Genomic DNA, 15,058 nt, shown 5'->3' on the forward strand with positions numbered 1-15,058 from the left:
AACCGACCCCTCATCTTCCGGCGCTTGACTGGAGGGCGCGGCTCACAAGCAGAATCGCACGATCACGTGGCAGTGTTCGGTACTGCCACAGTCCTGGCGAGGAGACAGTCGAATGAATAGGATTGTCGGAGGATGCATCAAGGCGCTTGGCATCTGTGCCGCCGTAATCGGAACCACGGTGGCCGGGGCCGCACCTGCGGCGGCACAAGCCTATCCCAGCCGCCCCGTCACAATCGTGGTGCCCTTTGCGGCCGGAGGCGACGCGGATCAGTCCGCGCGGAACCTCTCCGTTACCGCGTCAGCACTGCTGGGCCAGCCCGTAGTTGTCATGAATCGCCCTGGGGCCAATGGCGCGATCGGTTCGCAGATAGCTAAGGATGCGAGTCCGGATGGATATACGTTGCTGCTGGCTCGGGTCGGCTCTCAGGTTCTCCTGCCGGCTATCCAGGATTCCGGACTTGCTTACAAGTGGAATGACTTTACGTTCATTGGCCTGCTTGAGTTGAATCCGGTGGTATGTGTTGTGCACCCGGACTCCAAGTTCAAGACGCTTGCAGACTTGGCGGCGGAACTTCAGGCGCATCCTGGAAAGCTCAATTACAGCGCGTCGGGCCCCGCCACGGTACAGAACCTCGCTCCACAGTTGTTGCTGCAGAGTCTCAATCTGAAGCCAAACGGAGCGGTGAACGTGAACTATAAGGGTGGAAACGAAGCTGCACTGGCAGTCATCTCCAAAGAGGTGGACTTCAGTTGCAACAACCTAAGCTCCATGGCGGGCCTGGTCGCAGGTCGCAAACTGCGTGCTCTAGTCACGACCACTCCAGAGAGGCTGAAGCAGTTCCCAGACGTTCCCACAGCGAGGGAAGCAGGCTTTCCAAAGCTGGAAGCGGTGATCGGGTGGAGCGCGTTGTATGGGCCCGCCAAGATGCCGCCGGACATCGTCAAGAAGTGGGCTGGTGTCCTGAAATCGGCATCCACGGACACCCGATGGATCTCCGCGAATGCGACATACGGTGGCATTCCAAGAGTTCTGACACCAGAGGAGACGGCCAAGTACGTTTCCGAGAACTTCAGCGCGTATCAGTCGCTCGCGAAAAGCGCTGGGATCAAGATGCAATAGGCTTCGGAACGCATTCCAAAAACAAATCGGACAGCCATGGGGATGGAACACTACGCAGTGCTTGGGGCAACCGTTGCGGGAGCCTACACAGTATTTGGACTCACCGGTTTCGGCGCGGCGATGGTGGCCGTGCCGATTTTGGTGCAGTTCATTCCCTTGCAGTTCGTGGTTCCTATGCTTCTCCTACTCGATCTGGTGACGACATTGATGGTTGGAATGCGCAACTGGAGTTCAGTGTCACGGCCGGAACTGCTTCGCCTGATTCCCTTCATGACGGTGGGTGTAGTACTAGGTACGACGGTGCTCGCGAAGATCGAATCACGTTGGCTCCTGGTCGGCCTCGGTCTCTTTGTACTTGTGATGACGGGACGGGCCCTCCTGATGTCCTCGGCACGAGCGGAAGAGGAGGTGGCAAGGGGGTGGTCCGTACCTGCCGGCGTAGTCGGGGGCGTATTCAGTGCGCTGTTTGGAACAGGAGGCCCCATCTACACGATGTATCTGTCCCGCCGGCTTCCGCAGATTGATGCATTTCGTTCCACAATCGCTGCCGTCATTCTCTTTAGTGCACTGGTACGCCTGGCAGCTTTTGCGAGCAGCGGGCTGCTGCATCAAGGAGACTTACTGCGCAGCGCCGCGTTCGCGATGCCGTTCAGCCTTGTCGGACTTGCAGTCGGATCGCGCTTGCGCAAAAGAATCTCTGCGGACAACGTGCGACGTGCCCTGTTGATATTTCTTTGCGCCAGTGGCGTTTCGGTGCTTTGTCGTGGCCTATCGATGCATTGAGATAAGAGCACATGATCAACCCCATAGAAGGGTTCGAGGCCGAATGCATGACAATTTCGACTATCAAGGTCCGGTTGCTGTTGCAGCGGATACGGAGCGCTATCTGGCCCACTGGAGCGCTGCAGTGCCGGGTAGTACTCGTTGTTCCGTTCGACCGCGCACCACGGAGGAGACCGTCAGAGGAATCGAGGGAAGATCATCCCCTTGCACCGATTGGTCCGGGGATTGCGCGTACTCGTGTCGCAGCGTAGCCACGGGCAGATACACGATCCGCCCAGACCAGGCAACGAGGCTGAAGACCAGCCCAAATGGAGCTGCTTTTTTGCGCGATAACGCTCCGTCATTGAGGGGTCCTGAGGGCCGATACAACCCGAACGCGTTTTAATGCCAGGCCCAAAAACTAACGCAAGGGGGTATTGGGTTTGAACCCCGTTGGGGTGCCTGTAAGAATCAAGGACTTAGGGTGGCGAAGTGACAGGTTCTTGATGTGCGAATTCAGCCGCGCGATGGGTGATGACACTAAAGTCCGCACAAGCCAATGTCGTTCGCCCAAGTTCTCCTGCCGTACCTTGAGCGGAGAAACTCTTACCAACGGTGCCGCTGTCTCCGGTGCTAGCAAGTTGCTTGCACGGAGCGATTCGCATGGAGTTGGGTAAGACGCCAGGACAAATGCTGCGACGGCAATCGCGCTACGTCCAGCGGCGGTGATCACTCGCTTCCGAGAACACGCACGTGTCCCACGCTTGCAAGCGATAAGGCGGGATTTAGTGGCACGTGGCGACCGGAACCTCCCGGACGGCCCATTCGGCCCATTGCGGACTGACTCGATTCCACCGTAAGCACCTGGTTCGCGGAAGTCATTATTTGACTGGGTGTCAAAAAATCCGTATCTTTAATTATGTTGGTGTCAATTGTTGCGGCGCCGTAGTGCATGCCCCCATGCCAGCCGCACAAGGACAGCACATCGCAGGCTGCTTCAGGCCGCGATCGAAGAGAAATTTACGGAGGAGTAATGAAACGAAGTCTGGCCATCGCCGGGACGCTGCTAGCGACCGGCGTGACCGCGCACGCTCAATCGTCTGTCACGCTGTACGGCGTGGCGGATGCGGGCATCGAATATCTGAATCACGTACCGAATGCCGCCAGGCAATCGTCCAGCCTCGTGCGCATGACGTCCGGCAACATTGCCGGTAGCCGTTGGGGTTTGCGTGGCGTGGAAGACCTGGGTGGTGGGCTGAAGGGCGTGTTCTTGCTCGAAGGCGGTATGGTGCTCGATACCGGCATGGCCGCACAAGGCGGGAGATTGTTTGGCCGCCGCGCCTATATTGGTCTGGACACACCATACGGGCAGATCACCATGGGGCGTCACCATAATCTGACGTTCGACCTGATCATCGGCTTCGATCCGATGTACTTTGCACCCAAGTATTCGTCGTACTCGCATGACACCTGGCTGGCAGGGCGTACCGACAATGCAGTGAAGTACACCGGCAAGTTTGGTGCGCTGACGGCCTCGGCGCTCTACAGCTTTGGCGTGGACTCGACGATCGCGAACGGCAGCGAAGTTCCGGGCAACAGCCGCGTCGGCAGGGAAATGAGCGCGGGCTTTTCCTATGGCATGGGCAAGTTCCGCGTTGCGGGTGTTTTCGACCAGCTCAATGGCACCTCCGCCGCGACCGCGGGGCGGACCGAGCGTCGCTACGTGGTTTCGGCAGCGGCCGACTTCGGCCCAGTATCGGCCTACTTCGGCTATCGGCGGCTGGTCAGCCAGATCCTGACATCAATGACCCGCACGGACCTGTTCTGGGCTGGTGGTACCTACAACTTCAAGCAGGCACTTGCGCTGACCGGCGCGGTGTACAAGACCAATGACCGCACCTCGGCGAAGGATCCGATGTCCTTGGTGATGTCTGCCGATTACCGGTTCTCGAAACGCACGGACGCCTATCTGACGGCCTCATACACCTTGAACAAGGGCGGCTCGGCGCTCGGTGCCAACGGGTACGACGGCTCCGTGATTGCCGGCGCCAATCAGTTCGGCGCCGTTGTTGGCCTGCGACACAACTTCTGATTGGTGTCGACCGGACGCGCCGGCTGGGTCGCGTCTTTCGGGTGTGCCGCCTTCGCGGCACACCTTTTCTTTCCGGCGCGGCGTAGTTCGCGGGGCCTCTGGAATTATTTGACAGCATATCAAATAAGCACTAGATTATTGAGACGGTCGCATTTACGAAGGAGACAGCGTGAGCGAACAAGACAAGCCGCAAGTGACGGCAGGAATGCGAGGTGCCTCATGGGACGCCCGGCTGATGGACCGCCCCTATCAGATGGTGCCCTATGCATTGGGCACGGCCGATGGGCAGCGCACGCTCGGCTTTCTGTTCAGCCTCACTGGCAAGGAAAAGACGGTTGTATCCCTGATGCACCCGCGCGAAATGGCCATCACTCACTACCTGGTGCCGTTCGTGCTCGATGCCGGATGTGCTTGCTGGGTGCAGGGCCCGCGCTCGATCGGCAACGATCTGCGTCTGGAGCATGAGATCGCGCTGTTCGATGTCGCAGCTGGTATGACGCACCTGCGCGATCTTGGTTATGAAAAGATCGTGCTGCTTGGTAATTCGGGCGGCGCGGGCTTGTACACGTTCTACAACCAGCAGTCGCTGACGCCGCGTGAAATGCGTATTGCCCGCACGCCGGGTGGCCGCCCGACGAACCTGGGTGAACTGCATATGCCGGAAGTCGATGCGTTCATCCTTGTGTCGCCGCACCCGGGCCAGGGCAAGCTCCTGATGAGCGGCATTGACCCGTCGGTCACCGATGAAGACGATCCCATGCAGACGGACCCGACGCTCGATCCGTTCTCAAAGGCCAACGGGTTCGATGTGGAATCCGGCAAGGGCCGATACGCGCCCGACTTCATCGAACGATATCGCGCCGCACAGACCGAACGCGTCGCACGCATCGACGCACGCGCGAGGGCAATGCTGCGGGCCAAGCAGGAGGCCCGCAAGCAAGTGAAGTCCGGTGCCGGCACCGATGCTGACCGTCGGCTCGCAGCCCATGCCCCGATCTTCGAGGTCTGGCGTACCGACGCCGACCTGCGCTCATGGGACATCTCGCTGGACCCGTCCGACCGCAAGACCGGTTCTCTCTGGGGCAAGGATCCCTTTGTGTCCAACTGGGGAAGTGTGGGTTTTGGACGTATCGTCACGCCGGAATCCTGGCTCTCTACCTGGTCGGGGCTGTCATCCAACGCGGCGCTGGACAAGACGATTGGCACGTTGCATCAGCCCACGCTGCTGCTCGAATACACCGGCGATCAATGCACGTTTCCGGCGGATATTCAGGCAATCTACGATCAGATCCCTGCGGCGCACAAGCAGCATATTCGTGTGCGCGGCAACCACCACGGCATGGCGTTGAGCCGCGAGGAGGAGCCCGGGCAGCGCATTGCCGGACGTCATATCGTCGAGTGGCTGCGGGAATCGATGGCCTGAGCGGCACCGCAGACGAACTATATAAATACAGAGGTAGACAACGATGCTGCAACCCACCCACGTACGCCCATCCGTGTTGCTCGATGGCGTGCGCTATCCCGATGAAGACCGCCTTCGCCGTTATGTCGGCGACGGTTACCTGACCGGCGAAACGCTGGTTGGCGCCTTCCGTCAATCGTTCCGCGATCACCATGATCGGCTGGCCCTGGTGGGGCCGGAGGGCGAGTTCACCTATCAGGAGTTGGACGAACGGACTGACCGACTCGGGGCGGCGCTGCTGGCCCTGGGCCTGCGGCCGCTCGACCGTGCGGTCTTTCAATGCGGCAACAGCAATGAGCTGCTGTTCGCATTTCTCGGATGCCTGAAGGCCGGCATCATCCCGCTGTGTTCGCTACAGGCATTCCGCAAGCTGGAAGTGGGTTACCTGGGCAACTTGTGCGAGGCACGCCTGCATTTCGTTCAGGGAGATGACCCCAAGTTCGACGACGTGGCGTTTGCCGAGGAGATGCAGGCGGAAGTACCAAGTTTCCAGTTCATCCTTCAGGCGCGCGGTGAGCGCCGCGGACGAGCCGTATTGCTGGCTGACTTGATCCGCGATATGCCGCTGGCGCGCGCCCAGGCGTTGTTGGCTGACGTCGACCACGAGCCGTTCCAGGCGGCGGTGTTCCAGTTGTCGGGTGGCACCACCGGTGTGCCGAAGATCATCCCGCGCTTTCAGAACGAGTATCTGTACAACATGCGCGCAGTGGCTGCATGCAACGGATATACGTCTGAAGACGTGCTGTTCTTCCCGACGCCGTACATGCATAACCTCAACATGGGCTGCTTCTTCGGTCCGTTTCTGTTGTGCGGCGCGAAGGTGACGGTGGCCCCGGATATCGGCGAGGAAACGCTGCAGTCCCTCGTTCGCAACTACGAACCGACCTGGTTCGGCGTTGCCGGGCCGATCCTGAATCGCATCGCGCCGGAACTGCTGCGTGGCACCGCGTCGGACAAGGCGCGACGCAACTTCATTGCCCCGAAGAACGCTGCCAACCTGACGCGCCTGACCGGATCGCCGACACATCACATCTTCGGCATGACAGAAGGCGTGATCATGTTCACGCGCCCGGAAGACCCTTCGGAGATTCGCGAGCAATCGATTGGTTATCCGGTATCTGATGCTGACGAAGTGCGGATCGTCCATCCCGGCACCGAAGACCCCGTGGCCGATGGCGAGGTTGGTGAAGCGTTGTTCCGGGGGCCGTACACCATCCGCGGCTATTACAAGTCCGAGAAAGAAGATGTCACGCGCTTTACCGCCGATGGCTTTTACCGCTCCGGCGACCTGATGTCTGCTCAGGTGGTTGACGGCAAGCGCTACTACTTCTTCCTCGGGCGGATCAAGGATGTCGTCGATCGCGGCGGTGAAAAGATCAATGCCGAAGAACTCGAGAACGTCATCAACCAGCACCCGTCGATCCTGGCGTCAGCGGTCGTTGGCATGCCAGACAAGGTCTACGGCGAGCGTGTCTGCGCCTTTGTGCTGCTCAAGCCGGCAGCGGCTTCGGGCCTGACACTGCCCGAGCTTGCCCAATACCTGCAGGAAGCCGGCCTCGCCAAGTTCAAGTGGCCTGAGCGGCTGGAAGTCATCCCGGAGTTTCCGCTGACGGCATCGGGCAAGCTCAGCAAGGTCCTGCTGCGTGACCGCATCGTCCAGATGCTGCGCGCCGAAGCGGAAAACGACACTGTTCACCACGCAAAGTGAAGAAGGAAGAGACATGAACCAATCCACGCAAGGCGCCCACGCCAACGTGCCCGTCGTTGCACTGCACGGCGTCCATCACACAGCGCGGCCCACCTGGAAACTTGCGGAAACGGTGCACTTCTACCGCGACCTGCTGGGCCTTCCGCTCGTGCATGCGATTTCGGCGAAAGGGTGGGGACCCGACAATCACGCGGACTTCCTGCATTTCTTCTTCGATAGCGGCAATGGCAGCACGATCGCCTTCTTCTACTACATCGGTACCGAGCGGCCCGACTGGCTGACCGTGCGCGAGCACTACCAGGACCGCGCCACGCACACCGCATGGCGAGTGCGCGACGAAGCCGAGTTGCTGCAGTGGCGCCAGCGCGTGGAGGCGGTGGGCATTCCCTTGCGCTACCAGATTCGCCACGAGGTCATCGAGTCGATCTATTTCAACGATCCGAACGGATACCCGATCGAGATCACCTGGCAGGTGCGCCCGTTCAGCGACGCCGACAAGCAGGATGCCGCGTTCACGATCGATTCCGCCATCGAACTCGAACGCGCGCGGGAGGAGGGCGCCGCCTTTGCATCGATCGAGCCGGTCTGGCAGCGCAAGGCGGAGCGTATCGAGCGCGCCGCGCCGAATGGCGAGAAGGCTTCGGTCTATGTACTCGATGTGCCCGAGTTTGCGCCGCTGATCGACGTGGCCCGTAAGACCGCTGGCTATCAGACCACGGCCATTGGCAATGGCTACGTGCGCATCGACGGCAATCCGGTACTGCAGTTCCGGCGCAAGGAGCTCGGCTTCAAGCCGGCGGTCTGGTACGGGGCGCTGACCGGCGGCCTGGCGGGCAGCATTCGCCAGTTCGACATGGATGCGCTCGTGGTGGCTCCGGGAGATGCGCAATGAAGGTGGCGATCATTGGTGGCGGACCGTCGGGGCTGTTCCTGTCGATCCTGCTCAAGGAGCGGATGGCGCAGGTCGACATCGACGTGTTCGAGCAGAACCCGGAGGATGCGACGTTTGGCTTCGGCGTTGTCCTGGCCGACACAGGCCTGTCGAATCTTCGGGCAGCTTCGCCGATCGTGGTGGACCGCCTGGCCAAGGCCATGCGGTTCAACGACCAGCATTCGATCGTTAGTCACGAGCATCCCATCGTCATGAAGAAGCCCGGTGCAGGTGGTGGTGCCATTCCCCGCATCAGTCTGCTGTCTGTACTGCAGCAGCGCGCAAAAGAGCTTGGCGTACGGGTGACGTACAACAAACGCATTGCCGATTTCGATGCGCTCGATGCCGATCTCGTCGTCGGGGCGGATGGTATCGGCTCGCAATTGCGTACCGCCAATGAAGCGGCCTTTGGCACGACGCGCCGCACACTGACGAATCACTTCGCCTGGTTCGGCGTGGCAAAGCCCTTTGCGAGTCCGGCTCTGGTGTTTCGCAAGTACGAGGGTGGCTACTTTGTGGCCCACTATTACCCGTACTCCGATTCGATGAGCACATTCGTGGCCGAGTGCGACCACCAGACCTGGGTCGACTTCGGCATGGAAGAAATGAGTGCCGAAGCGCGGCAAGCGCTCTTCGAGAAAGTGTTTGCCCCGGAACTGGCTGGCCACGGATTGGTTTCGAACAATTCGATCTGGCGACAGTTCCCGGTGATCCTCAATGCCAACTGGCATGTCGGCAAGCAGGTCCTGATTGGCGATGCGCTGACCAGTGCGCATTTCTCGATCGGATCTGGCACCCGGATCGCGATGGAGGATGCCATGGCGTTGGCGGACGCCATCGTGGCGCACCCGGACGATGTGCCGGCCGCGCTGGAGCAGTACGAAGCCGTGCGCAAACCGGAAAAGGCCAAGCTGATCAGCGCTTCCGAGGCGTCGTATAACTGGTACGAGCGCATTCGGGAATGGATGGATCTTCCTACGCCGCACGAGTTCGTGTTTCGCTTTATGACGCGTACCGGCCGTATTGACGCGGAACGTCTGCGGGCTCAGTTTCCGGCGTTGATGGCCGAGTTGGCTGCCGGCGGAGTCGCGGCCGTGGCGGCAGAAGGGCAATCATGATGCGCGCCACGGAGTACGTGCTGAGCGAAAGCCCGTTCGTGGTGCGGCGTACCGTGCGTTGGGGCGACTGTGATCCGGCTGGTGTCGTCTATACCGGCCGCTTCACGGATTACCTGCTCGGCGCGGTTGGACTTTATACCGCGCACATGGCGGGCGGCGACGGCCGGCTGGGAGAGGTCCACGGCGTCGGTACCCCATGCAAGGCCATGCGTTTCGAATTCATCGGCACGCTTTGGCCGGATGACGTGATCGATATCACGTGCACGGTTGAAGCCATTCGGACCAGATCGTTCGATATCCGCTGCGTGGCCCGCCGACCCGACGGCGCCCCGGTCTTCGACGCCATGTTCTCGCCGATTTGCGTGCGGCTGGACCGGCGCGAAGGCACGCAAATTCCTGATTCGCTGCGCGCGGTGCTGACCCGCTTTCTGTCGCCAGCGCTCTGAACTGTTTCTGGAAACAACAATGTCGAAGTACCGAATCGGGCAAATCGTGCCCAGCTCCAACATCACGATGGAGCGCGAAGTCCCTGCCATCTTCAATGCCCGCATGCAGGTGCTCCCAGAGCAATTCAGTTTCCACGCGAGCCGCGTGCGCATGCATCGCGTGGTGGCTGAGGAACTGGAGAGGATGAACCGGGACATGGGCCGCTGCGCGCTGGAACTGGCCGACGCCCGCGTGGATGTCATGAGCACGGCGTGCCTGGTGGCCACCATGTGCATGGGTAACGGTTATCACCGTCAGGTCATTGAGGAACTCGGTGCCGCCATCGGGGACGCGCCGTATCGCCCGCAGATCATGACATCGGCCGGCGCGCTGGTGGAGGAACTGAAGGACTTCGGAGCCCGGCGCATTTCATTGATGGCCCCGTACAGCGATGCCCTGACGAAAACCGTCGTCGAGTACATCGAGCACGAAGGCATCGAAGTGAAGGATGTCATCAATTTCTCGATCCTCGACAACCTTGAGGTTGGAGAGCGGGATCCGCTACGACTGCTCGAAGACGTGAAACGGTTGGACACCAAGGGTGTGGACACCGTGGTCCTGTCCGCCTGCGTGCAGATGCCGTCGCTGGCGGCGCTCGAGCCCGCTCAGCAAGCGCTTGGCATTCCGGTGACGTCGACGGCAGCCTGTACCGTGAGGCAGATGCTGCGCAGGCTCGGCCTGGAAGCCACGGCGCCGGGCGCAGGCGCCTATCTGGGCAGCCAGACCGGACTGCGCTGAGCCCCTGCGCAAACCACAAGGCGGCTGCCCACGTAAGGCGCCGCCATGACCACGGAGACCGTGATATGCATGACGCCCCCCAAGTATTGCCCCGTGCTGCCGGCTGGATTTACGTTAGCGTGATCCTCGGTGCCGCCCTCGGGATGCTGGCTGGATACGCCCCTTTGTTCAATGCCACGGCTGGCGTCTTCGTCAGGCCGCTGGCCGCTGAGTTCGGCTGGGGACGCTCGCAGGCGTCCCTGTCGTATGCGGCGTCGATGTTCGGGCTGGCCGTTGTCAGCCCCATCGTTGGCGCCATGATGGACCGTTTCGGTGTTCGTCGGGTGATCGTGTGTTCGGCGATCGTCTTTGGCCTGGCCACTGCCGCGATGTCACTGCAAAACGGCAGCATGTTGATGTGGGTGGCGCTCTCGGTTGTTGTCGGCGTGTCCGGTGCGGCGACCTCGGTGCTGGGCTACCTTGCAGTGCTGCCCCAGTGGTTCGATCGTCGTCTGGGCCTCGCGCTGGGCATTGCGATGTGTGGCCTCGGGGCTGGCACCGTCATCCTGCCGATCACGGCGCAGTTTCTGGTCACGACATTCGGCTGGCGTATGGCCTATGTGGGTCTGGGTGTTGGCTCGGTCGCGCTTTCGTTGGTGGCCTGCGGGCTATTGCGGGAGCGGTTCTCCGGTAGTCGTGGGGTAAAGCATGTGCCGGAAGGTGTAGCGCTGGCTGTGGCGATGCGTAGCTACCGGCTTTGGGCGATCTGGCTGGTGTTCGTATTGAGTTCTGCGGCCACCTTGTCGCTGGGGCCGCATCTCCCATCGCTGTTCGCGGATCGCGGCTTCGATGCGGCCATGGCTGCGCGGAGCGCCTCGATGGTCGGCGTTGGGCTCCTCGTCGGGCGTCTGCTCACCGGGCTACTGATCGACAAAATCCATGCGCCACTGGTGGCAAGCGTCTTCTTCGTCGGGGGCGCGGTCGGGGTATTCCTGCTGCGCGGGACTCACGACTACGCCGCGTTGCTGGTGGCAACCACGCTCATCGGCCTGACTATTGGGGCGGAGGGCGACCTGATTTCCTATCTGGTCCGGTCATACTTCGGTCTGGCCTCGTTTGGCTCGCTGTTTGGCATTGCCTTCTCCGGCTACGGCTTGGGTGCAGTCATCGGTCCGATCGGGCTGGGCGCCTGGTTCGATCGGCATGGCAGCTACGATGTGCCGTTGCTGATCCTGCCCTGCATGCTGCTGGCTGCCGCCGCGCTGGTCCTGTCTCTCGGACGCTACAGAGCTGGCGCGAAAGGGCAGGACGTAACGGCGGTGGCGTCAGCCTAGGGGTACGCGGTGGATGGCATGTGGGGTGATCGGGGATAGAATTGGCATACCACCAATTTCTAGTCGGTCTGATCGTCCAACGCCCATGCCTGCCGCCCGTAAGTCGCCCGCTGCCAAGGTTGCCGCACAGCCCACGCCCAATCCGGTGCCGCGTCGACGCGGCCGACCACCGAAAACGGAGTCCCCGATCGGCGCCGAGCCCATGCTCAGCCGCACGACGATCCTGCAGCATGCGATCAAGCTGACGAAGACCTTGCCGCTGGACCAGATCTCGATGGTCCAGCTTGCCAAGGACTTTGGCGTGGCACCGGGGCTGATCCACTATTACCTTGGTGGCCGCGATCAACTGGTATCAGGTGTACTGAACGATTACTATCGCCAGCGCACCCTGCGGATCCCGCCTTTGACGGGCGACTGGCGCGCGGACGTCGAGCGCATCGCGCGGCTCAGTTTCCAGGTGGCAGTGGAAAACCCCGGCGTCAGCAACTATGTGGCGTCGCATAACCGGTACCGTCTGTTCCAGGATGTGCAGCCGGGCGAAACCGACTATGGCCTGGAGTTCTTCAACCGGATGACATCGGCGATCATGCAGGGCGGTTTTTCCGCCGAGCAAGTCGCCTTGGGTTACCACTTGCTGGCGCAGTACCTCGTCGCGGCAAGCATGGCGGAAGCCTCGCGCCAACTGCCTGCCTATCACCAGGCATTTATTCAGAACAAGCTGGATTCGGTATCGGCCGAGCAGTATCCCGGTGCGCGCTTTGTCAGCCGATCGTTCTCGCAACTGTCCTCCGATACCGCCTTTGAAGAAGGACTTCGCATTACGCTCGACGGCATCGCTGCCTGGCAGCGCGAAGCAAAACCTGCGAAGAAAAGAAGCGCGCGTTCCGCGTAACCGGTAGGACGGGGGCCCCCACTTTCTCGATGCCACCTCGCTAGTGGTATCTACTTATTTGAGATGCAGTCAATAAAACTACAATCATTATTTGATGGTATATCAAATAAGTGCCGCGACGATGACGTCGCCGGTACGCCAGACGTGGAGACAACATGAAACGCCCCTTTCTCGCACTGACGTTGCTAGCCTTGGCCCTGCCGGCCGTTGCCAGCACGTATCCAGACAAGATGGTTCGGATTCTCGTGCCATCAATTGCGGGTAGCGCGCCGGATATCATCGCCCGGCAGGTTGCCGAACGCCTGACCAGCGCCTGGAAGCAGCAGGTGATTGTGGAGAACAAGCCCGGCGGTAACGGCATCGTCGCGATGAGCGCGCTCAAGCAGGCGCCGGCCGACGGGTACACGCTTGTGCTGTTTCACGCAGCGGCGGCTGTCACGACGCCCGTCATGTACAAGGAAGCGAAATTCGATATCCAGCGCGACACGGAAGTGGCTGCGACGCTGGCGTACACGCCGATGATGTTCGTGACCGGCCCCGCGACGCCCTACAAAATTCTTGGCGATGTCATCAAGGACGCCAGGGCACGTCCTGACGACGTCGTGATCGGAAGTCCGACCCGTGGCTCCGTTCCCCATCTCACGGCGGAGATGATGGGGCAGTTGCAAAAGGCAAAGTTCCGGCAGGTGAGTTTCAGCGGCACAACTCAAGCCATCCAGGCTGTGGTGAAGGGCGATATCCCGGTCTATGTCGATGGCATCGCGCCGCTCGTGCCCCTGGTGCGTGGCGGTCGCCTGAAGGCGCTTGCCGTGACTTCGGATGTGAACCTGCCCGGTCTGGAGGGCATTCCGCTGGCCAAGGACGTCGCGCCCGGTCTTGTCGCCAAGGGCTGGTTCACGATCTTCGCGCCCAAGGGGACGCCAGCGCCGGTGCTGGATCGCGTCAACGCTGCCGTCAACCAGTCGTTGACGCAGCAGCCGTTTGTCGATCGGCTCAAGGACCTGGGCACGTATCCAATGCCGATGTCGCGGCCGGAAGGCGCAAGGTTCATCGAGGCCGAGAAGCTCCGTTGGGAGAAGGTGATTTCGGACGCCGGCGTGAAGCCGGAATGATGCCGATCCAGTGCTGATCTTCCTTCGGAGAACATATGCGTGATCTTTTTTCCCGGGCAGGGACCGGCCCGGTCATCGGCTTCCGCCTGTTTTGTGCGGGAGCATGCGCGGCGCTCGCCGTCCTGGCTTCGACTTCCTATGCAGATTCGATCGGACAGCCGCACAGTACCTCGGCGGCGCAGTCCGGCGCCAGCCTCGTACTGCTGGGAACGGCCGGCGGCCGGACCTCCTGGCGAGGTTCGCAGTCTGCGGGAATCGCTTCCGCGGTAGTGGTCAATGGCCAGGTCTACCTTGTCGATTTCGGCGCGGGCTGGCTGCGACGCTACTTCCAGGCGGGCTTGGGCGCGCCGCCACCAGGACGCGGCCTCGAAACATTACGAGCGGCATTTATCACGCATTTGCACGCCGACCACATCGTGGACTATCCGTCGCTCGTCCTGTTTGGTGCGTCGGACGGCTTGGCCGAACGGCGTCAGAAACTCAAGGTGATCGGGCCCGGCTCACGCGGAAAACTCCCGCCCGCGAGCGGTGGCAACGACGGGGTGGCGGATGTCGTGGCACCCGAGCAGCCGATGCCTGGCACGGTTGCCATGACCGAGGCGCTGTACCGTGCGTTCGCCGCGGACATCAACGACAACATTCTGGATAGCCGCAAGCCGAATCCCCATAGCCGCGTCGATGTGATGGATATCACGCTGCCTGCAGGCCTTGACGTTGATCCTGATCGCGATCCCGCGCCGGCGATGGCTCCGTTCGAGATCTACCGTGACGAGAACGTCAGGGTGACGGCAATACTGGTGAACCATGCCCCCGTCTATCCGGCATTCGCATTTCGGTTCGACACCTCGACTGGGTCCGTTGTCTTCTCAGGCGATACCAGCCCTGACCCGAATCTGATTCGGTTGGCGCAAGGTGCCGATGTGCTGGTGCATGAGGTGATCGACACCGCCTGGGTGGATTCCCTGTACCCGAAGCCCCGGAGCGCGGCAGAGGAAGCCAAGGCGCACCATCTTGTTCATGCGCATACCGCCGCATCGGATGTCGGTGCCGTCGCCGAAGCGGCTCACGTCAAGACCCTCGTCCTGTCGCATCTGGCGCCCGCCGACAGCGATCCCCACCGATGGGCAGCAGCCAGCCAAGGCTTTTCGGGGAAGGTGATCGTTGGTCGCGATCTCCTGTGGATTCCTCTTGTGCCTGCTGCACCGGAATCGAAACTGCGCGCGGGTAGCACCCCCTAGCTTTCCAGATTTTTTCCTATGGCAACTGCGCGCCCTCGGCGTGCGGCCTGCGCTCGTCCCGACGGCGAGGCTGAAGATGCCTGCAA

Annotated in this window: 13 protein-coding genes; all 13 read left to right on the forward strand. The window is 61.3% G+C overall.

The window, feature by feature from the left end; genetic code table 11:
- The first annotated feature begins 112 nt into the window (after positions 1-112).
- Positions 113-1,120 carry a Bug family tripartite tricarboxylate transporter substrate binding protein gene (locus K6G35_RS21720; protein WP_008651420.1) on the forward strand — a complete coding sequence of 336 codons (1,008 nt, stop codon included), beginning with the start codon at positions 113-115 and terminating at the stop codon, positions 1,118-1,120.
- 42 nt (positions 1,121-1,162) lie between these two features.
- Positions 1,163-1,903 (forward strand): sulfite exporter TauE/SafE family protein, encoded by a 741-nt coding sequence (locus tag K6G35_RS21725; RefSeq protein ID WP_008651421.1) that lies wholly within the window; start codon positions 1,163-1,165, stop codon positions 1,901-1,903.
- 1,012 nt (positions 1,904-2,915) lie between these two features.
- Entirely contained in the window at positions 2,916-3,974 is a 1,059-nt protein-coding gene (locus tag K6G35_RS21730; protein WP_495677076.1) for a porin, read from the forward strand.
- Positions 3,975-4,209: 235 nt separating this feature from the next.
- On the forward strand, positions 4,210-5,397 hold the full coding sequence (locus K6G35_RS21735; protein WP_495677121.1) for an alpha/beta hydrolase: 1,188 nt from the start codon (positions 4,210-4,212) through the stop codon (positions 5,395-5,397).
- 43 nt (positions 5,398-5,440) lie between these two features.
- Positions 5,441-7,144: an AMP-binding protein gene (locus tag K6G35_RS21740; RefSeq protein WP_286880395.1), complete on the forward strand. Its 1,704-nt coding sequence runs from the start codon at positions 5,441-5,443 to the stop codon at positions 7,142-7,144.
- A gap of 13 nt (positions 7,145-7,157) precedes the next feature.
- Complete coding sequence (locus K6G35_RS21745) at positions 7,158-8,036, forward strand: VOC family protein (RefSeq protein ID WP_035884456.1); 879 nt, start codon at positions 7,158-7,160, stop codon at positions 8,034-8,036.
- On the forward strand, positions 8,033-9,193 hold the full coding sequence (locus tag K6G35_RS21750; protein WP_008651427.1) for an FAD-dependent monooxygenase: 1,161 nt from the start codon (positions 8,033-8,035) through the stop codon (positions 9,191-9,193). Before K6G35_RS21745 ends, K6G35_RS21750 begins: the two co-directional genes overlap by 4 nt.
- Complete coding sequence (locus K6G35_RS21755) at positions 9,190-9,639, forward strand: acyl-CoA thioesterase (RefSeq protein WP_495677077.1); 450 nt, start codon at positions 9,190-9,192, stop codon at positions 9,637-9,639. The genes K6G35_RS21750 and K6G35_RS21755 overlap by 4 nt, the downstream gene beginning before the upstream one ends.
- 19 nt (positions 9,640-9,658) lie before the next feature.
- Complete coding sequence (locus K6G35_RS21760; RefSeq protein ID WP_186426083.1) at positions 9,659-10,417, forward strand: maleate cis-trans isomerase family protein; 759 nt, start codon at positions 9,659-9,661, stop codon at positions 10,415-10,417.
- 65 nt (positions 10,418-10,482) lie between these two features.
- A complete protein-coding gene (locus K6G35_RS21765) occupies positions 10,483-11,730 on the forward strand; it encodes an MFS transporter (RefSeq protein ID WP_008651433.1) in 1,248 nt (415 codons plus the stop codon).
- 85 nt (positions 11,731-11,815) lie between these two features.
- Positions 11,816-12,622, forward strand: a complete 807-nt coding sequence (locus K6G35_RS21770; RefSeq protein WP_035884457.1) for a TetR/AcrR family transcriptional regulator — start codon at positions 11,816-11,818, stop codon at positions 12,620-12,622.
- Between the two features lie 155 nt (positions 12,623-12,777).
- Entirely contained in the window at positions 12,778-13,734 is a 957-nt protein-coding gene (locus K6G35_RS21775) for a Bug family tripartite tricarboxylate transporter substrate binding protein (protein ID WP_008651437.1), read from the forward strand.
- 35 nt (positions 13,735-13,769) lie between these two features.
- Positions 13,770-14,972, forward strand: a complete 1,203-nt coding sequence (locus tag K6G35_RS21780; RefSeq protein WP_008651439.1) for an MBL fold metallo-hydrolase — start codon at positions 13,770-13,772, stop codon at positions 14,970-14,972.
- The last annotated feature ends 86 nt before the right edge of the window (positions 14,973-15,058 follow it).

It is taken from the genome of Cupriavidus sp. HY129, assembly GCF_059492215.1.